At 71.8% G+C, this 17,301-nt stretch carries 19 protein-coding genes, 2 tRNA genes and 1 pseudogene; 12 read left to right on the top strand and 10 right to left on the bottom strand.

Annotated features, from left to right (window positions below):
• Positions 1-2 precede the first annotated feature (2 nt).
• Together ABD223_RS14540 and ABD223_RS14535 are read left to right on the top strand one after the other, a co-directional pair.
• Positions 3-617, top strand: coding sequence for a mycothiol-dependent nitroreductase Rv2466c family protein (locus ABD223_RS14540; RefSeq protein ID WP_344036710.1), 615 nt, complete (start codon positions 3-5; stop codon positions 615-617).
• A gap of 68 nt (positions 618-685) precedes the next feature.
• Positions 686-2,041 carry an aldehyde dehydrogenase family protein gene (locus ABD223_RS14535; protein WP_344036709.1) on the top strand — a complete coding sequence of 452 codons (1,356 nt, stop codon included), beginning with the start codon at positions 686-688 and terminating at the stop codon, positions 2,039-2,041.
• Positions 2,042-2,191: 150 nt separating this feature from the next.
• Here the strand turns inward: ABD223_RS14535 and ABD223_RS14530 are convergent, their stop codons facing one another.
• Positions 2,192-2,917, bottom strand: coding sequence for a 2-phosphosulfolactate phosphatase (locus ABD223_RS14530; RefSeq protein WP_344036708.1), 726 nt, complete (start codon positions 2,915-2,917; stop codon positions 2,192-2,194).
• 27 nt (positions 2,918-2,944) lie between these two features.
• On the opposite strand from ABD223_RS14530, the gene ABD223_RS14525 reads away from it, so the two are divergent.
• Complete coding sequence (locus ABD223_RS14525; protein WP_344036707.1) at positions 2,945-3,412, top strand: ribose-5-phosphate isomerase; 468 nt, start codon at positions 2,945-2,947, stop codon at positions 3,410-3,412.
• 24 nt (positions 3,413-3,436) lie between these two features.
• On the top strand, positions 3,437-4,240 hold the full coding sequence (locus ABD223_RS14520; protein ID WP_344036706.1) for an Fpg/Nei family DNA glycosylase: 804 nt from the start codon (positions 3,437-3,439) through the stop codon (positions 4,238-4,240).
• Here ABD223_RS14520 and ABD223_RS14515 read toward each other — a convergent pair.
• The gene (locus ABD223_RS14515) at positions 4,237-4,971 is read right to left on the bottom strand and encodes a hypothetical protein (RefSeq protein WP_344036705.1); all 735 of its coding nucleotides are present in this window, start codon (positions 4,969-4,971) and stop codon (positions 4,237-4,239) included. The genes ABD223_RS14520 and ABD223_RS14515 overlap by 4 nt on opposite strands.
• A 55-nt stretch (positions 4,972-5,026) precedes the next feature.
• Positions 5,027-6,235 carry a GNAT family N-acetyltransferase gene (locus tag ABD223_RS14510; RefSeq protein WP_344036704.1) on the bottom strand — a complete coding sequence of 403 codons (1,209 nt, stop codon included), beginning with the start codon at positions 6,233-6,235 and terminating at the stop codon, positions 5,027-5,029.
• Positions 6,236-6,407: 172 nt separating this feature from the next.
• On the opposite strand from ABD223_RS14510, the gene ABD223_RS14505 reads away from it, so the two are divergent.
• Complete coding sequence (locus tag ABD223_RS14505; RefSeq protein ID WP_344036703.1) at positions 6,408-6,530, top strand: hypothetical protein; 123 nt, start codon at positions 6,408-6,410, stop codon at positions 6,528-6,530.
• A 217-nt stretch (positions 6,531-6,747) separates the two neighbouring features.
• Here ABD223_RS14505 and ABD223_RS14500 read toward each other — a convergent pair.
• Positions 6,748-6,818: transfer RNA gene (locus ABD223_RS14500), tRNA-Gly, on the bottom strand.
• Between the two features lie 60 nt (positions 6,819-6,878).
• Here ABD223_RS14500 and ABD223_RS14495 point away from each other — a divergent pair.
• A tRNA-Pro gene (locus ABD223_RS14495) sits at positions 6,879-6,952 on the top strand.
• A 58-nt stretch (positions 6,953-7,010) separates the two neighbouring features.
• The gene (locus tag ABD223_RS14490; protein WP_344036702.1) at positions 7,011-7,181 is read left to right on the top strand and encodes a hypothetical protein; all 171 of its coding nucleotides are present in this window, start codon (positions 7,011-7,013) and stop codon (positions 7,179-7,181) included.
• Here ABD223_RS14490 and ABD223_RS14485 read toward each other — a convergent pair.
• The 3 genes and pseudogenes from ABD223_RS14485 to ABD223_RS14475 form a co-directional block, all read right to left on the bottom strand.
• Positions 7,178-7,429 (bottom strand): hypothetical protein, encoded by a 252-nt coding sequence (locus ABD223_RS14485; RefSeq protein ID WP_344036701.1) that lies wholly within the window; start codon positions 7,427-7,429, stop codon positions 7,178-7,180. The genes ABD223_RS14490 and ABD223_RS14485 overlap by 4 nt on opposite strands.
• A gap of 99 nt (positions 7,430-7,528) precedes the next feature.
• Positions 7,529-8,185: a substrate-binding domain-containing protein gene (locus tag ABD223_RS14480; protein ID WP_344036918.1), complete on the bottom strand. Its 657-nt coding sequence runs from the start codon at positions 8,183-8,185 to the stop codon at positions 7,529-7,531.
• 78 nt (positions 8,186-8,263) lie between these two features.
• Positions 8,264-8,434: pseudogene (locus ABD223_RS14475) on the bottom strand (LysR family transcriptional regulator); the annotation flags it as partial.
• A gap of 1,139 nt (positions 8,435-9,573) precedes the next feature.
• Between ABD223_RS14475 and tig the strand changes: the two are divergent.
• The 5 genes from tig (at position 9,574) to ABD223_RS14450 (ending at position 14,405) form a co-directional block, all read left to right on the top strand.
• Positions 9,574-10,950, top strand: coding sequence for a trigger factor (gene tig / locus ABD223_RS14470; protein ID WP_344036700.1), 1,377 nt, complete (start codon positions 9,574-9,576; stop codon positions 10,948-10,950).
• 113 nt (positions 10,951-11,063) lie between these two features.
• Positions 11,064-11,672: an ATP-dependent Clp protease proteolytic subunit gene (locus tag ABD223_RS14465; protein WP_344036699.1), complete on the top strand. Its 609-nt coding sequence runs from the start codon at positions 11,064-11,066 to the stop codon at positions 11,670-11,672.
• Between the two features lie 24 nt (positions 11,673-11,696).
• Positions 11,697-12,326, top strand: a complete 630-nt coding sequence (locus tag ABD223_RS14460; RefSeq protein WP_344036698.1) for an ATP-dependent Clp protease proteolytic subunit — start codon at positions 11,697-11,699, stop codon at positions 12,324-12,326.
• A 203-nt stretch (positions 12,327-12,529) separates the two neighbouring features.
• Positions 12,530-13,810 carry an ATP-dependent Clp protease ATP-binding subunit ClpX gene (gene clpX / locus ABD223_RS14455; RefSeq protein ID WP_344036697.1) on the top strand — a complete coding sequence of 427 codons (1,281 nt, stop codon included), beginning with the start codon at positions 12,530-12,532 and terminating at the stop codon, positions 13,808-13,810.
• Between the two features lies 1 nt (position 13,811).
• Positions 13,812-14,405 (top strand): RBBP9/YdeN family alpha/beta hydrolase, encoded by a 594-nt coding sequence (locus tag ABD223_RS14450; RefSeq protein ID WP_344036696.1) that lies wholly within the window; start codon positions 13,812-13,814, stop codon positions 14,403-14,405.
• Here the strand turns inward: ABD223_RS14450 and ABD223_RS14445 are convergent.
• The 3 genes from ABD223_RS14445 to ABD223_RS14435 all read right to left on the bottom strand — a co-directional run bounded on the left by ABD223_RS14445 (position 14,392) and on the right by ABD223_RS14435 (position 17,284).
• The gene (locus ABD223_RS14445) at positions 14,392-15,132 is read right to left on the bottom strand and encodes a methyltransferase domain-containing protein (protein ID WP_344036695.1); all 741 of its coding nucleotides are present in this window, start codon (positions 15,130-15,132) and stop codon (positions 14,392-14,394) included. The two genes, ABD223_RS14450 and ABD223_RS14445, sit on opposite strands and share 14 nt — an antisense overlap.
• A 64-nt stretch (positions 15,133-15,196) precedes the next feature.
• The gene (locus tag ABD223_RS14440) at positions 15,197-16,063 is read right to left on the bottom strand and encodes an alpha/beta hydrolase (RefSeq protein WP_344036694.1); all 867 of its coding nucleotides are present in this window, start codon (positions 16,061-16,063) and stop codon (positions 15,197-15,199) included.
• Between the two features lie 54 nt (positions 16,064-16,117).
• Entirely contained in the window at positions 16,118-17,284 is a 1,167-nt protein-coding gene (locus ABD223_RS14435; protein WP_344036693.1) for a CaiB/BaiF CoA transferase family protein, read from the bottom strand.
• Positions 17,285-17,301 lie beyond the last annotated feature (17 nt).

Here is a 17,301-nt window from a genome sequence, read left to right as displayed (position 1 = left end):
GCATGTCGACCGAGGGACGCACGACCGTCGACTTCTACTTCGACCCGATCTGCCCGTTCGCGTGGATCTCGTCCCGGTGGATCCTGGAGGTCGAGGAGCAGCGGGACATCGACCTGAACTTCCGGGTCATGAGCCTGTCGGTGCTGAACGAGGGCCGTGAGCTGCCGCCCGAGTACCGCGACATGCTCGACCGCGGCTGGGGCCCGGTGCGGGTGGCCATCGCGGCGGCGAAGCTCAAGGGCGACGGGGTGCTGCGCGACCTGTACACCGCATTCGGCACCCGCATCCACAACGAGGGCAACAAGGACTGGGACCAGGTCGTCAAGGAGGCGCTGGACGAGCTGGGCCTGCCCGCCGAGCTGGCCGCGGCGGCGCACACCGACGAGCACGACGAGGAGCTGCGGGCCAGCCACCACCGGGGCATGGACCCGGTGGGCATGGACGTGGGCACGCCGACCATCCACATCGACGGGGTGGCGTTCTTCGGGCCGGTGCTCAGCAAGATCCCGCGCGGCGAGGACGCGGTGAAGGTGTTCGACGGCGCGCGGCTGCTGGCGGGCTTCCCGGAGTTCTTCGAGCTGAAGCGCACCCGGACCGGTGGCCTGGACTTCTCCTGACGCGCGCGGTGTGACACTCTTGGGCACGATCTGTCCATGAGTGTCACACCGCGTTCGGGGGCCCTGTCGTGATCGAGGTCGTCAACCCGACCACCGAGGAGGTCCTCGGCACGGTCCGCGCCGGCACGGTCGGCGACGTGGACACCGCCGTGACCAGGGCCGTCACCGCGTTCCCGGCGTGGGCGGCGACCTCGGTGCAGGAGCGGCTGGCCGTCGTGCGGGCCGTGGCGGACGGGCTCTCGGAGCGGGCGGCCGAGTTCGCCTCGACCATGACCGCCGAGATGGGCACGCCCATCACGTTCGCGTCGAGGGTGCAGGTGCCGAACCCGATCGGCATCGCCCGCGGTGTCGAGACCACACTTTCGGGTGGATATTTCGACGGTGAGGAGATCGGCAACTCGCTGGTGCTGCGGGAGCCGGTCGGCGTGGTCGCGGCGATCACGCCGTGGAACTTCCCGTTGCAGCAGATGGTGGCCAAGGTCGTGCCCGCGCTGGCCGCCGGGTGCACCGTGGTGCTGAAGCCGAGCGAGCTGGCGCCGTTCACCGCCGACCTGCTGGCGTCGGTGCTGTCGGCGGCGGGGGTGCCCGAAGGGGTGTTCTCGCTGGTCCACGGCACGGGACCGGTGGTCGGCGAGGCCCTGGCGACTCACCCGATGGTGGACATGGTGTCGTTCACCGGCTCGACGCGCGCCGGGCGTCGGGTGTCCGCGCTGGCCGCCGGGACGGTCAAGCGGGTGGCGCTGGAGCTGGGCGGCAAGTCCGCGAACGTCGTGCTGGACGACGCCGACCTCGCGCGGGCGGTGAAGATCGGCGTGGCCAACGCGTTCATGAACAACGGGCAGGCGTGCAGCGCGTGGACCCGGCTGCTGGTGCCGGCCCCCCGGCACGACGAGGCGCTGGAGGTCGCCGTCGCGGCGGCCGCGAAGCACGTGCCGGGCGACCCGACCGTCCCCACCACCCGCCTGGGTCCCGCCGTGTCGGCCGCCCAGCGCGACCGCGTCGTCGACTACATCCGGCAGGGCGCGTCCGAGGGCGCCCAGCTGGCCCTGGGCGGCCCGGACGCGCCGACGTCACGCGGCTTCCACGTCGCCCCGACGGTGTTCGGGCAGGTCAGGTCGGACATGACCATCGCGCAGGAGGAGATCTTCGGCCCGGTCCTGTCGGTCATGCCTTACACGGACGAGGACGACGCCGTCCGCATCGCCAACTCGACCGTCTACGGACTGGGCGGCGCGGTCTTCTCGGCCGACCCGGCCCGCGCCCTGGCCGTCGCCAAGCGCCTGCGCACCGGCCAGGTGGACATCAACGGCGCGGCGTTCAACACGAGCGCCCCGTTCGGCGGCTACCGGCAGTCCGGCAACGGCCGCGAGTTCGGCCGCCACGGCCTGGACGAGTTCACCGAACTGAAGTCGATCCAACGCTGACCCCGCGTGTCCTCCACTCAGACATCGCGTGTCCTCCAGTCCGGCACCGCGAGTCGCACGTTCAGGTGTCGACCTCAGGTGTCGCGAACGCGCAACTCGCGGTGTCCGAGTGGAGGACACGCGATACCGGAGTGGAGGACACGCGCGGATTCAGGTGGGGCGCAGGGTGCCGTTGGTCAGGCGGGGGACGGCGGTGCTCGCGTTGACCTGGGAGGCCAGGTGCACGTCGGCCGCGTGGCCGGCGGCGATCAGCTCCCGGCCGGAGACGCAGGTGGTCAGGGCGTGGGCGATCGGGGTCCGGTCGTGGGTGTCGGCTGCTATCGAGGCTTCGGTCGAGGTCGGACCGAGGCCTTGCTGCCGGAGGGCGGAGAGGATGGCGCCCGCGCCCAGGAGGTCCTCCACCGCCGGGCGCAAGGGGCCGAAGGTCGCCGTTTCGCGGGATGTGGTGATGTCGACGCCCCAGCGCTCGCCGGCCGGGATCACGCCGATCGGGCCGCCGGCCGCCAGGTCGGCCGCCGCGCCGGCCACCGACCCCGCGTTGCGCAGGCACCCCGCCAGCACGATCGCCCCGGTCGCCGCCGCCGCGTCGCACAGCGTCGCCCCGTTCGGCGAGGGCAGCTCCAGCTCCACCCCGGCGGGCACGTCGACCAGCGACGACGGCCGCAGCGACCACGACGGGTCCGCCGGTTTCGCCGCACCCGCGCGGTCCGCCCACCTGATCGGCCGCACCGAGCCGCCGCGCGCCACCACGACGTCCACCGCCGTCGAGAACGACAGCACGTCCACGACCACGAGCACCGCGCACGAACCCCCGAGCGCGGACACCCCCTCGCCGCCCCACTCCAGCCTCAGCCGGCTGCCCTCTTGTCCGAACACCGGGTCAAGGATGGCAGACTGCCTGACGTGCGCGTTTATCTGGGATCGGACCACGCGGGCTTCGAGTTGAAGAACGCCCTCGCCAAGCACCTGTCCGACACGGGCCACGACGTGGTCGACGTCGGCCCCGCGACGTACGACGCGGAGGACGACTACCCGCCGTTCTGCATCGAGGCGGCACGCCTGGTCGTCGGGGAGCCCGGCAGCCTGGGCGTGGTGATCGGCGGCTCCGGCAACGGTGAGCAGATCGCGGCCAACAAGGTGCCCGGCGCCCGCGCCGCGCTCGCCTACAGCGTGGAGACCGCGAAGCTGGCGCGCGAGCACAACGACGCCCAGCTGATCGGCCTCGGCGCGCGGATGCACACCACCGAGGAGGCGTTCGCGATCGTGGAGGCCTTCCTCGCCACCCCGTTCTCCGGGCAGGAGCGGCACGCCCGCCGCATCGACATCCTCCGCGAGTACGAGCGCACCGGCGAGGCCCCGCCCCTCCCGTGAACCGGACCGACCAGGGAACCGCCAGTGCCTGAGGGCCACACGCTGCACCGCCTGGCGCGGCTGCACCAACGCCGTTACGCGGGCTCGACCGTGCGCGTGTCGAGCCCGCAGGGCAAGTTCTCCGCCGGGCTCGTGGACGGCCGCCTGTTCGAGCGGGCCGAGGCCCACGGCAAGCACCTGTTCCACGTCTACGGGCCGGACGCGACCGTGCACGTCCACCTGGGCCTCTACGGGTCGTTCACCGAGTCGCCGCACCCGGTGACCGAGCCGGTGGGGCAGGTGCGGATGCGCCTGGTCGGCGCCACGCACTGGACCGACCTGCGCGGCCCGACCCGGTGCGAGGTGCTGACCGACGCCGAGGTGGAGGCCCTGCACGCCCGCCTGGGCCCGGACCCGCTGCGCCGCGACGGCAAGCCCGAACCGGTGCACGCGCGCGTGTCGAAGTCGCGGCAGTCCATCGCGGTGCTGCTGATGGACCAGAGCGTGCTGGCGGGCGTCGGCAACGTCTACCGCGCCGAGATCCTGTTCCGCCACGGGGTCCACCCGTACACGCCGGGCAACCGGATCGACCGCGCCCTGTGGGACGACATGTGGTTCGACCTCGTGGTGCTCATGCGGGCGGGCGTGAAGGTCGGGCGCATCGACACCGTGCGACCGGAGCACCTGCCCGGGGCCACCGGCCGCGCGCCGCGCCAGGACCGGCACGGCGGCGAGGTCTACGTGTACCGCCGCACCGGGCTGCCGTGCCTGATCTGCGGCACGCCCGTGGTCGCCGCCGAACTGGCCGGGCGCAACCTCTACTGGTGCCCGACCTGCCAGGCGCCCTAGATGTCGAACCCGCCGAAGTCCCCACCACCGAAGTCGCCCCCGGCATCACCGCCGAAGTCGCCGCCGGCGTCACCCGTGTCGCCGCCCGCGTCCACGCCGTCGGCGTACCCGTCGGCGTAGGCGACGCCCGCCATGCCCGAGAACATGGCGCTGAACAGCAGCATCGAGCCCAGGCCCCAGGCGCCCGCCACCAGCGCGGGCTTCCACCACGGCTCGGAGTACCAGCCCTGCGGCACGGGCCTCCCGGCCACCATCCCGCCCGGGTAGTAGTGCGGCGTGCGCGAACCCGGCCGCGGCGAGGCCGTGTAGCGGTGGCCCTCCACCGTGACGTCGCGGTCCTCCGACACCGTGCCCGCGCGGCCCTGACCGTCGAGGTCCGGCAGCTCGGGGCCCGGGTCCAGGCCCATCGCGGTGCGCGCGGCCCGCACGTAGTACAGGCCCTCCATGGCGGTCCGGGTGACCAGCCGGCACTGCTCGGTCGTGCGCGCCTGCTCCATCTGCGACCCGGCGGCGGTGAACCGCTCGGACGCGTCCGCCATCGCCTGCTGCGAGGCGGTGTCGGCGCCGGTCAGGTTCATCACCTGGCCGCCGAGCCGCTCCACCCAGCGCCGGGCCTCGGCCTGGGCGTCCTCCAGTTCGCGCCGGCGCTTCTCGGCGGCGTTCCGCGCGAGCAGCCAGCCCGCGCCCACGACGAGGACCAGCAGGACGACCAGCACGATCCCGGTGCTCATGACGGGACAACGTCCCCGCCCCGGTGCGGGTTCCCGCAGCGCGTCAGGCGGTGCGTCAGAACACCTCGGGGCAGTGCGGCTCGTGGTCGCCCAGGAACGCGTGCGACAGGGCGGCCACCGCGCCGGGCGTCACCTCGCGCACCCGCTGCGCCCGCGCCAGCGAGGTCAGCCGCGTGCCGCCCAGGTAGGCCGCGCCCAGCGCCTGCGCGTCGAGCCGGACGTCCGGGGCGTCGTCCACCCGCCGCGCGTTCGCCTCGCCGCCCTCAATGACCAGCCGCACGCGGCCCGCGTTCCACGGGCAGAAGTCGTCGGAGACCTCCAGCACGAGGTCCACGTCCGAGCCGTAGCGGCGCTGGGCGAGCGCGCGGTCCACGTCCACCAGGCGCACCCACAGCGAGTCGGACCGGGTGCGCAGCGCGAGCCGCGGGTCGCCGAGCAGGTGCGTGATCGGGTCGTCGGAGGCGGTGAAGAACTTCAACTCGCCCATCAGGTCGACGTCCAGCAGGTAGCGGTAGAGCGCCGCGTGCGCCTCGGGGGTGCGCGCCGCCATCTCCCGCACGTGCAGCTCGCAGCGCGGACCGCGCTCCTGCCAGTCCTGCTTCACCCGGTACACCGCGTACCCGTCGGGGTGCAGCACCCAGCGGTAGGAGCTCAGGCCGCCGCGGTCGCGCTCCTCGTCGGCGAACTGGTGCGCCCAGGACGGCTCCGTCCGGCTCAACCAGCCCGTGCGGGTCGGGCGCAGCTCCTCGTAGACGGCCTTCAGGTGCGGCATCGCCTCGTCGCGGGAGACCTCGCGCAACCGGGCGTCACCGGTCGACACCCCGGCGTGGAACGCGGCGTTCTTCGGCACGGACAGCCGGGTGAACTCGGCCGCGAGCCCGTAGCCGAAACGGCCGTAGATCGACGCTTCCGACGCCCACAGCGCGGCCACCGCCTCGCGGCCCTCATCGTGCAGGCCGTGCAGCTGGGCCCGCATGAGCCGGGTGAGCACGCCCCGCCGGCGGTGACCGGGTTTCACCCCGACCGAGGTGACGGCGGCGACCGGCCGCGGACCGCCGCCGGGCACGGTCAGGTCGCGGGTCTGGGCACCGCCGCCGCCGATCAGCTCGTCGCCGTCGAACACGCCCAGCGAGCGGTCCGGCTCGAACAGCTCGCGGTAGCGCTCGGCGCCCTCGTCGGGGGTCTCGCCGAGGAAGGCCGCGTCGACCATGCGCTGGAACCGCGGCAGGTCGTCGTGGGTCAGGGTGCGGTGGGTGAGCGCCATGACCGGTTCTATACGCCGGTCGCGGGTTCGGCGCGATCCAATTCAGGGGTCGCCCGATCTTGTGACGTTCGGGGATGCTGCGCTGGTGGACGCGCGGGCGGCGGTGGGCGGGCCACGGGTAGTTCACCGCGAAGTGCGGTGAACGGGTTCGGGCGGGGAGCACACTGTGCCGATGGACAAGCTGCGCGTGGTCTTGAGGTGCCTGGTGTCCTTCACCATCGGCTTCCTCATGCTGCTGCTGGCGATCCGCTTCGGCGAGGCGCTGTGGCGCGCGGTCACGTCGTACGGCAGGTAGGCCGTCCGGCAGGCACGACGACCCCGCGGTCCGATGTGGACCGCCGCGCGGCGCGATCGCCGGGGTGGGTCCGGGCTCGTTCACCCGGGCGGCGGATCCCGCGACCCGGCGCGATGGGCCGAACGGGGCACGCGCGCGGGTGCGGAGGATTGGCGGAAACGGCCGGAGTGTCCACAAGGGACGGTTTTTAGGCGCTCTACCAGCGAGAAGAGGGAAGAGCGGGTGACGGGAATCGAACCCGCATGACCAGCTTGGAAGGCTGGGGCTCTACCATTGAGCTACACCCGCACGCGCTCACCGGGGTGGGCGCGGGGTCAGCTTAGCCGGTCGCGATAGGCTTGGGTGGACCGGGGCGTGGCGCAGCTTGGTAGCGCACCCGCTTTGGGAGCGGGGGGTCGCAGGTTCAAATCCTGTCGCCCCGACGGTCGCCCTGGCCGGCCCGATCGGGTTGGCCAGGGCTCTTCCGGGTAGTCCCCGCGCATGACCACTTCGCCGTTCGAGCCCCACCCCGAGTTCGGGGAGCCCCGCATCGCCGCCGCCGACCCCGGGCAGGGCGCGCCCGAGCAGGCCGAGGGGTTCGGGGTGGAGGCCGAGGACTCCGACCACGCGCAGGAGACGGGTGCGCGGGAGGCGGGGGCGGACGAGGGTTAGCCGCCCATCTGGTCGACCGCCGTCGACACCGCGGCCGCCTGCTGCTCCAGCACCTCGTCGGGCGAGTCCTCGTCGACGCCTCGGGACAGGAGTTCCTGGCGGGACACCAGCAGCAGCGCGCCCCGATAGGCGTCGGTGTCCAGGTCGTCCACTTGAACGATGCGCAGGCGGCCCTCCAGGAGGACCATCGTGGGGTCCGGGACGCTGGAGTTCAGCAGCTCGCGCAGGTCACTGCCCTTGACGGTCATGGATCGGGCCTACCCCTCGGGCGGCCCGCGAAACGTAGCCGCCGTTCTTGAGCACACCCGCGCCCGGGTGCTCAAGAACGGCTCAACCACTCCCCAGGGTCAGGCCGGCGCCGCGACCTGTTCGCTCACCACCTGCGCCGCGGCCGACACGAGCGCCGTGACGGACGGGTTGGTGGAGTTGTCCTGCCGCCAGGCGAACTGGGTGTAGACCCGGAACGGCGGCACCCACGGCAGCCTGCACAGCCTGCCGTCGGCGAGTTCCGCGGCGACCGTCACCTCGGGGACCAGCGAGATGCCCAGGCCCGAGGCGACCGCTCGTTTCGCGGCGTCGATCGAGTCGAGCGCCAGCACCGGCGACCTCGACTCGTTGTCCTGCAGCCCGAGCGCCTGCTCGAACTGCTCGTAGTAGCTCGCGCCGTTCTCGGCGCGGATGAGCGTGCTCCCGCGCAGCTCGTCCTCGGTGATCACCGAACGCCTGGTGAGGGCGTGGGTAGGACCGGCCACCATGATCAGCGGCTCGGGGCACAGCACGGTCGTCTCCAACCCCTCGCGGGGCTCGATGGAGCCGATGAAGAACGTGCAGTCCAGCCGGCCCTCGCGCACCGAGGCCAGGTTGGCCTGGGTGTTCCGGGAGTGGAGGGAGATCTGGACGCTCGGGTACCGCCAGCACATGTACTCGATCAGTGGTAGCAGACGGTAGTCGGTCAGACTCTGCGCGCTGCCGATGACCAGCTTGCCGTGCGGCTCGCCGTTCATCGTGATCGCTTTCCTGGCTTTGTCGGTGAGAGTGATGATGTTCCGTGCGAACGGCAGTAGTTCGACACCCGCGGAGGTCATTTGTATGCCACGCGGGAGTCGCCGGAAGAGCGGCACGCCGAGGGTCTCTTCGAGTGCCTTGATCCGGGTCGTTATGGTTGGCTGCGAGCAATTCAGCGTGGCTGCTGCCTTGGTGAAGCTGCCCGTTTGAACCACAGTTGTGAACGCCAACAGCTGACGCGTCTCCATGGAGCTCCCCAACGGTGCGTGAAAGTGGTCCACGAGAGACCGGTGCGGGACGGCACCGTGATCTCCGGTTTCGTGGCGATGGCTGATCTGGCTGCACCTTCCGGCCCACGCGGCCGGAGGCTGATCAACATCGCCGTGCTACCGCCAGGGGTCTCGCCCGGGGTGCGGGCGGGGTGCCCGGAATCTGTCCGACACCGAGGTGACGGTCCGCGTTCGAAGGTGGTCCTGGGCTGGTGTTCGGCAGCGGCGGAATGGATCTCATCGGGTCATCGGCACCTTGTCTGGTAGGTGGTTAAAGAGCTCGATGACATTGTCTCGCTCGTTTCTGTCGGTCCCTGTCGTCGGTACGTCCGCAGCTGGCACTGAGAACGTTCCGACAACCCTGGAAACATTCCTTCCCACGTGCGGGTCCGGGCGTCACGGTACCTGAAACCCACACTAATGGACTACGGCGACTGGAGTCATCTCGACAAGTGAAAGTTTTCCGTCACCCGCTACTCCGAACGGCCCTGGTTCACCCCTTGCGACGAACGTCCCTCACCCCTCGTAGCAGTATGTACCTCGCTGCTGCGTCATCCGTGTTACACAGCGGACTTGCGCCTCCTGTCACCTCCTGACGCGCCTTCCTGGGCGGATGGCTCCCCAGGTCACTCGAACGGTCTAATCGGCGGGGTGCCTCTACACCTGATCGGAGCAACGGGCGGGGCCGTGCGGCTCTCTGTTGAGACGCCACGAGGCTCCCGGCCGGGCGGCGACGGGGCGTGTCCTGGTGGTCCGGGGCCTGGTGGGCGGGGTTCGCGCCGGTAATTTGGAGCCAGCGTTGTGATTCGGGTCCCGGGAGTTCCGGGACGGCCGGCGGGCACGCGCCCGGGACCCCGGCGGGGAGGGTCGGCGAAGAGCGCGCGACGCGACGGTCCGGTCAATCACGGGACGATCACCGCAATTCGATTCCGGCCCGTCCCCAATACCCCGACAATGCGCGCCAGGACGCGCCCGAACCACCGTGCCGCCCGGTTGCGGACCCCGGACCCGGGGTGCTAGCGCCCCCGCGACCACCGACCGCCTAGACTCAAGCGGAATCCCGGCGCGGTCGAACCGCGTCCCGGGGTGCCCGCACGTCCCGTTACGAGGAGACCACGTTGAAGAGCACCGTCGAGCACCTGAGCCCGACGCGGGTCCGGATCAACGTCGAGGTGCCGTTCGACGAGCTCAAGTCGGACTTCGACCGCGCCTACCGCAAGCTGGCCAAGCAGGTCCGCATCCCCGGCTTCCGCCCCGGCAAGGCCCCCGCCCGCGTGCTGGAGAGCCGCATCGGCCGCGCGCCCGTCCTGGACGAGGTCGTCCAGGAGGCCATCCCGGCCAAGTACCTGGAGGCCGTCACCAGCGGTGAGATCCGCACCCTGGGCCGCCCGGACTTCGAGGTGACCAAGATCGAGGACGGCGAGTCGCTCGCGTTCACCGCCGAGGTCGACGTCCGCCCCGAGATCACGGTCCCCGCCTTCGGCGAGCTGTCCGTCAGCGTCGACGACCAGGAGGTCACCGACGAGGACGTGGACACCCAGCTGGACGACCTGCGCGCCCGCTTCGCCACGCTGACCGGCGTCAAGCGCCCGGCCGAGACCGGCGACTTCGTCGTGGTCGACCTGTCGGCGACGGTGGACGGCGAGGAGGTCGAGGAGGCCAAGACCTCGGGCCTGTCCTACGAGATCGGCTCCGGCCAGCTCGTCGAGGGCATCGACGACGCCCTGGTCGGCGCCTCCGAGGGCGAGACCAAGACCTTCACCACCACCCTGGTGGCCGGCGAGCACTCCGGCCGCGACGCCGAGGTCGCCGTCACGCTGAACTCGGTCAAGGAGCGCCAGCTGCCCGAGCTCGACGACGAGTTCGCCCAGCTGGCCAGCGAGTTCGACACCCTGGACGAGCTCAAGGACGACCTGCGCACCCGCCTGGGCCGCGTGAAGAAGATGCAGCAGGGCGTCCAGGCCCGCGACAAGGTGCTGGAGGCGCTGCTCGCCGGCGTCGAGGTGCCGCTGCCCGAGGCCGTCGTGAAGAGCGAGATCGAGGCCCGCGAGCACGACGCCGTCCACGCCCTCGACCACGACGAGGCGCGCTTCGCCCAGTGGCTGGAGGAGCAGGGCCAGACCCGCGAGCAGTTCGACACCGAGGTGCGCGAGGCGTCGGAGCAGGCGGTCAAGACCCAGCTCGTGCTGGACGCCATCGCCGACGCCGAGCAGCTCAGCGTCACGGACCAGGAGCTGACCGAGCGGATCATCTACCAGGCCCAGCGGTTCGGCATCAGCCCCGACGAGTACGTCAAGCGCGCCCAGCAGTCGGGCCAGCTCGGCGCGATCTTCGCGGACGTGCGCCGGGGCAAGGCGCTGGCCTCGGTCGTGCGCCAGGCCACCGTGACCGACTCGTCCGGCAACGCCCTCGACCTCGACGAGCTCTTCGGCGAGCCCCGGGCCGAGGCCAAGGACGAGGCCAAGTCCACTGAGGAGCCCGCGAACGCGGAGTGAAGCCCTGAGCGAACGCGGGCGGTGTCGGGAAGTCGACGCCGCCCGCCTTCGTTAAGGTCGTTGACACGAGACTCTTTTCGGCACAGCTAGTCGGCAAAGATAGGCAGGCAGACGTGACGCAGCACTCTCTCCCGGCCCCTGTGATGCGAGCGGCCTCGGGGATGAACCTCAACGACTCGGTCTACGAGCGCCTGCTCCGCGAGCGGATCATCGTGCTGGGCACGCAGGTCGAAGAGGGCATCGCCAACCAGATCGTGGCCCAGCTCCTCCTCCTGGCCGCGGAGGACGCGGAAAAGGACATCACCTTCTACATCAACTCGCCCGGTGGCTCGGTGACCGCGGGCATGGCGATCTTCGACACGATGCAGCTCATCGAGCCCGACGTGGCGACCTACGCGATGGGCCTCGCCGCCTCGATGGGCCAGTTCCTGCTCTCCGCGGGCACGCCGGGCAAGCGGCACGCCCTCCCGCACGCGCGCATCCTCATGCACCAGCCCTCGGCCGGTGTCGGCGGCACGGCGGCCGACATCGCGATCCAGGCGGACATGCTCGTCCGGACCAAGCACGAGATGGCCGAGTTGATCGCGGAGCACACCGGTCAGCCCGTCGAGCGCATCATCGCCGACTCGGACCGCGACCGCTGGTTCACCGCCCAGGAAGCCCTGGAGTACGGCTTCGTAGACAAGGTGATCAGCCGGGCCAGCCAGGCCTCGACCAACTGACCGCGAGCATCAGGAGACACCGAAGTGAGCCAGTTCCACGCGCCGCAGTCCCGGTACGTGCTCCCGTCGTTCGTCGAGCGCACCAGCTACGGCATCAAGGAGTCCAACCCGTACAACAAGCTGTTCGAGGAGCGCATCATCTTCCTCGGCGTGCAGGTGGACGACGCGTCGGCCAACGACGTGATGGCCCAGCTGCTGGTGCTGGAGTCGGAGGACCCCGACCGCGACATCCTGATGTACATCAACTCGCCGGGTGGCTCGTTCACCTCGCTGATGGCCATCTACGACACCATGCAGTTCGTCCGCCCGGACATCCAGACCTACTGCCTGGGCCAGGCGGCCTCCGCGGCGGCGGTCCTGCTCGCGGCGGGCACCCCGGGCAAGCGGCACGCGCTGCCCAACTCCCGGATCCTGATCCACCAGCCGGCCACCGAGGGCGTCTACGGGCAGGTCTCCGACCTGGAGATCCAGTCGAACGAGATCCAGCGCGTCCGCCGCCTGATGGAGAGCACGCTGGCCAGGCACACCAGCCGCTCGCCGGAGCAGGTGCGCCTGGACATCGAGCGCGACAAGATCCTCACGGCCGAGGAGGCCAAGGACTACGGCATCGTGGACAGCGTCCTGCCGTACCGGAAGCTCTCGGCGTCGAAGTAGTCGCGTGACCCCCGACACGCCGAGCTGACCAGGGGTCCTGGTCGGTTCGGCGCGACGGGGGCACGCTGGTCCTCCCGCACAGGCGGGTGGGACGGGTACCGTCGAGGGGAACGGGCGGTCCCGCACCCAGCGGGCAATCGTCACACCAGCAGTCAGGCGCACCCGACCAGGTGGCGCGCCGGAGGGGACAGAGGTCAGCGGTCATGGCACGTATCGGTGACGGCGGCGACCTGCTGAAGTGCTCTTTCTGCGGTAAGAGCCAGAAGCAGGTGAAAAAACTCATCGCCGGACCGGGTGTCTACATCTGCGATGAGTGCATCGACCTCTGCAACGAGATCATCGAGGAAGAACTCGCGGAGGCCGGCGACGTCAAGCTCGACGAGCTGCCCAAGCCCGCCGAGATCCACGAGTTCCTCGACCAGTACGTGATCGGGCAGAGCGAGGCCAAGCGCACGCTCTCGGTGGCGGTGTACAACCACTACAAGCGCATCCAGGCGGGCGACCGCGGGCGCGAGGGGCGCGACGACGGCGTTGAGCTGGCCAAGTCGAACATCCTCATGCTCGGCCCGACGGGCTGCGGCAAGACCTACCTCGCCCAGACGCTCGCCAAGATGCTCAACGTGCCGTTCGCCATCGCGGACGCCACGGCGCTGACCGAGGCGGGCTACGTGGGCGAGGACGTCGAGAACATCCTGCTCAAGCTCATCCAGGCGGCGGACTACGACGTCAAGCGCGCCGAGACCGGCATCATCTACATCGACGAGGTCGACAAGATCGCTCGGAAGAGTGAAAACCCGTCGATCACGCGCGACGTGTCGGGCGAGGGCGTCCAGCAGGCGCTGCTGAAGATCCTGGAGGGCACCACCGCGTCGGTGCCGCCCCAGGGCGGGCGCAAGCACCCGCACCAGGAGTTCATCCAGATCGACACCACGAACGTGCTGTTCATCGTGGCGGGCGCGTTCGCGGGCCTGGAGAAGATCATCCAGGACCGGGTCGGCAAGCGCGGGCTCGGCTTCGGCGCCGAGGTGCGCACCAAGGCCGAGGTCGACGCGGCGGACTACTTCGCCGAGTCGATGCCGGAAGACCTGATCAAGTTCGGGCTCATCCCGGAGTTCATCGGCCGGCTGCCGATGGTCGCCAGCGTGACGAACCTGGACAAGGAGTCCCTGGTCCGCATCCTCACCGAGCCGAAGAACGCGCTGGTCAAGCAGTACCAGAAGCTCTTCGAGATGGACGGTGTCGAGCTGGAGTTCACCCGGACCGCCATGGAGGCCGTCGCCGACCAGGCGATCCTGCGCGGCACCGGCGCCCGCGGCCTGCGGGCGATCATGGAAGAGGTCCTGCTGCCGGTGATGTACGACATCCCGAGCCGCTCGGACGTCGCCAAGGTCGTCATCACCGAGCAGACCGTGAAGGAGAACGTCAACCCGACCATCGTGGCCCGGCAGCCCTCGCGCCGGGAGCGCCGCGAGAAGTCGGCCTGAGTTGTCCTTCCCCCACGCGTTGATCCTGCCCGGCCTGGGCGGCTCCGGACCCGGGCACTGGCAGAACTGGCTGGCGGGCGAGCTGGCCCGGCACGGCGGGTCGGTGGACGTGCCGGAGTTCACCGCGCCGGACCAGCCGAGGCTGGACGTGTGGCTCGACGAGCTGCGCGGCCACCTCGCCGCCGTGCCGGCGTCCTCCGCGCACGAACGGGTGGTGGTCGCGCACTCGCTCGCCTGCCTGCTGTGGCTGCACCACGCGGCGGGCGAGGTCGACGAGGCGTCGCGGGTCGACCGGGTGCTCCTGGTCGCCCCGCCCGCCCCGGACTTCGACGGCGAACCCCTCATCCGCGAGTTCCTGCACCCGGTGCTGGACCCGACCACCGTGCGGCGGGCGGCGGTGTCCACGCGGGTCGTGGTGGGCGAGGGCGACCCGCACTGCTCCCTGGCGGAGGCGAAGGAGCTGGCCGAGGCGCTGCGGGTCGACCTGGACGTCGTGGTCGGCGGCGGGCACCTCAACGCGGACGCGGGCTACGGGTCGTGGGCCGCGGTGCTCAAGTGGGTGCGCAGCGGCCGGACCCCGCTCACCCCGCGCTGACCACCACGCTGAACAGCGTGAACGTGGCCAGGAACGGCCCCGCCGCGAGGTCGTCCAGCCACCCCCGGGCCGCGGCGCGGCTCAACCGGCCCGCCCGCGCGGCGCGGTCGGCGTTGCGCGTCAGCCCCAGCAGCTCGTCGGCCACCGCGAAGTCCCGCAGCACGGGCGCCGTGGCCTCCACCGAGACCGCGGTCAGCCCCGCCTCCCCGGCCAGCCGGACCAGTTGGCGGCCGACCGAGGGGTGCCGCACCACCCGGTCGCACACGAACCGGTTGAACGCCAGGTTCACCGCCACCGGCCCGGGGTCCACGGCCAGGGTCTCCCAGTCGGGCTGGGCCAGGACCGCCAGGCCGCCGGGGCGCAGCACCCGCCCCAGCTCGGCCAGCACCCGCCGCGGCGAGTCGACCTGGTGCAGGACGCGGTCCACGCGGGCCCGGTCCACCGACGAGCCGGCGAGCGGGAGCGCCTGGGCGTCGCCCCCGACCACCTCGACGCCCGTGCCGGCGGTGCGGCGGCGGGCCTCGGCCACCATCGCCGGGTCGAGGTCGACGCCGATGACGGAGCCCGCCCGGGCGGCCAGCGACGGCAGGTCCGTGCCGGGGCCGCAGCCGACGTCGAGGGCGGTGTGCCCGAGGCGCAGGTCGAGCACGTCCAGGAGGCGCTGCTTGTAGTCGCGGCCGGTCTCGGCCACGAGGTCCAGGTACGCGATGGGGTCGGGAGTGGTCACGCCGCCAGGCAAGCACGGCGGTGCGCAGGTCCGGTGAACGCCCGGTGGAGGTCCCGTGGACGCGTCAGCGCGGGACGCGCCTGCCGAGGAACCGGATGACGTCCGGGACGATCCCCCGGTAGTACGCGTCGTCGTGGCCGCCGGGGGTGATCGAGGCCACCGCGGGCCGCGCGCCGATGATGAACCGGCGGGTGCCCTCGATGAAGTGGTCGCGGTCGCCCGCCCACACGCCGATCGGGGCGTCGCCCAGCTTGTCGAGGTTGCGCAGCGGGTCGAGAGACACCCACTGGGCCTCGTCGCGGAACGCCTTCCGCTTGGACATCTCGCGCCACGAGGTGATCAGGGCGGGGGCGATGGCGGCGATCGCGCCGACCGGTTCGCGCCGCTCGTGCTTGCGGCGGCAGTACAGCAGCGCGCCGAAGCCGCCCATGGACACGCCCGTGCAGGCGAACGGCGCGCCGAAGCCGCGTTCGGCCAGCCACGCCGGCACCTCCTCCAGCAGCATCGCCATGGGGTCGTCGCCGGGGAGGTTCTCGTGCCAGTAGTGGTCGCCGCCGTCCACCGCGACGAACCCGAACGGGGGAACCGAGCCGCGGTGCACGGCCGTGACCAGGACCTCCTGCATACGGCCCACCGCCGCGGTCCGCGCCGTGCCGAAGCGGCCGTGCAGGAGCACCGACATGGGCAGGCCCTCGGTGGGCACGCCGGGCGGGACCACCGTGAGCAGGTCGACACCCCGGCCGCGGTGGCGCGAGTGGACGCGGTCCACCCGGACCACGGCCCGCTGCACGGCGGGCACCCGGCCGGCCACGCCCAGCGCGTACCGGAGGCCTTCGCCGAAGGGCGCGTCCGCGTGCAGCCCCGCGGTCACGCCCACCGCGGTCAGCGCGCCCCCGCCCAGGGCGGTGAGCACCGCGCGCCTGCTGACCATGTGCCCTCCAGCCGTTCTCCTGACGCATCGCCTGAGGTGAGGGCGTCGTTTCACTCAACGGGCCGCCGTGGCCAGAAGTGCCCTCACCTCTTCTTCGGAGTAACCGAGTTCCCGGACCACGCGTTCGGTGTGCTCACCGGGCGACGGCACGGGCGCGGGTTCCCACCCCCACGCGCTGGAGTCGACCGGCGGTCGCAGCAGGGGTACCCCGCCACCGGGCACGGTCACCCCGGTCAGCCGGTCGCGCGCGACGACCTGGGGGTGCTCGGGCAGCTCGGCCACGGTGCGGGTGCGGGCCGCGGGCACGTCCGCCCCGTCGAGCGCGGCCAGCAGGTCGGCGGCGGCCCACGCGGAGAAGTCCAGGGCGGCGTGCAGGGCGGCGCGGTGGGCGACGCGGGAGCCGACCGTGCCGAAGCGCGGGTCGTCGGCCAGCTCGGGCCTGCCGAGGACGCGGCACAGCCGCCGCCACTGCGGGTCGTTCTGCACGGCCAGGTGCACGGCGCCGTCGGCGCACCGGAACGGGCCGTAGGGCGCGATGCTGGGGTGGTGCGCCCCGGTGCGCGGCGCGGCGGCCCCGGTGCCCGCCGCGTACAGCATCGGCTGGTGCATCCACTCGGCCATCGCCTCGAACAGCGACAGGCGCAGGGTCGCGCCCTCGCCGGTGCGGGCGCGGTGCAGCAGGGCGGCCAGCACGGCGGAGTGCAGCTGCACGCCGGCGGCGATGTCGGCCACCGAGATGCCGGCGCGGGCGGTGACCTCGCCGTCCCCGGTCAGCTCGACCAGGCCGACCTCGGACTGGACCAGGGCGTCGAACGCCTTGCGCCCCGCGTACGGGCCGTCCGTGCCGTACGCGGACAGCTCGCCCACCACCAGTCCGGGTTTCCCCCGGCGGAGGGAGTCGGCGTCCAGGCCCAGGCGGCGCGCGGCGTCCGGGGACAGGTTGCACAGGACCACGTCGGCGACGGCGACCAGGCGGTCGACCACCTCGCGGCCCGCCGGGTCCTTCAGGTCGAGCGCCACCGACTCCTTGCCGACGTTGGTCCAGGCGAAGTACGAGGACACCGAGCCGCACGCGGTGTCGTAGTCGCGGGCGAAGTCGCCCCCGCCCGGCCGCTCGACCTTGATCACCCGCGCGCCCAGGTCGGCCAGCAGCCGGGAGGCGTACGGGACGGCCACGGCCTGTTCGAGGCTGACCACGGTCACCCCGTCGAGGGGTCTCACGCCGGGGGGTCTCACGC

It is taken from the genome of Saccharothrix xinjiangensis, assembly GCF_039527585.1.
GTDB classification, from domain to species: Bacteria; Actinomycetota; Actinomycetes; order Mycobacteriales; family Pseudonocardiaceae; genus Actinosynnema; species Actinosynnema xinjiangensis.
The sequence above is the reverse complement of the archived record's forward strand: the minus strand, read 5'-3'. Positions and strand labels throughout refer to the sequence as shown.

What these genes read in the sequence shown, in the direction of transcription:
- ABD223_RS14480 (WP_344036918.1), bottom strand. Translation starts at nt 8,185, where the DNA reads ATGAACGGCGAGCCGCACGGCAAGCTGGTCATCGGCAGCGCGCAGAGT.
- ABD223_RS14510 (WP_344036704.1), bottom strand. Translation starts at nt 6,235, where the DNA reads ATGGCGCTCACCCACCGCACCCTGACCCACGACGACCTGCCGCGGTTC.
- ABD223_RS14540 (WP_344036710.1), top strand. Translation starts at nt 3, where the DNA reads ATGTCGACCGAGGGACGCACGACCGTCGACTTCTACTTCGACCCGATC.
- ABD223_RS14490 (WP_344036702.1), top strand. Translation starts at nt 7,011, where the DNA reads ATGACCACTTCGCCGTTCGAGCCCCACCCCGAGTTCGGGGAGCCCCGC.
- ABD223_RS14485 (WP_344036701.1), bottom strand. Translation starts at nt 7,429, where the DNA reads ATGACCGTCAAGGGCAGTGACCTGCGCGAGCTGCTGAACTCCAGCGTC.
- clpX (WP_344036697.1), top strand. Translation starts at nt 12,530, where the DNA reads ATGGCACGTATCGGTGACGGCGGCGACCTGCTGAAGTGCTCTTTCTGC.
- ABD223_RS14515 (WP_344036705.1), bottom strand. Translation starts at nt 4,971, where the DNA reads ATGAGCACCGGGATCGTGCTGGTCGTCCTGCTGGTCCTCGTCGTGGGC.
- ABD223_RS14440 (WP_344036694.1), bottom strand. Translation starts at nt 16,063, where the DNA reads ATGGTCAGCAGGCGCGCGGTGCTCACCGCCCTGGGCGGGGGCGCGCTG.
- ABD223_RS14505 (WP_344036703.1), top strand. Translation starts at nt 6,408, where the DNA reads ATGGACAAGCTGCGCGTGGTCTTGAGGTGCCTGGTGTCCTTCACCATC.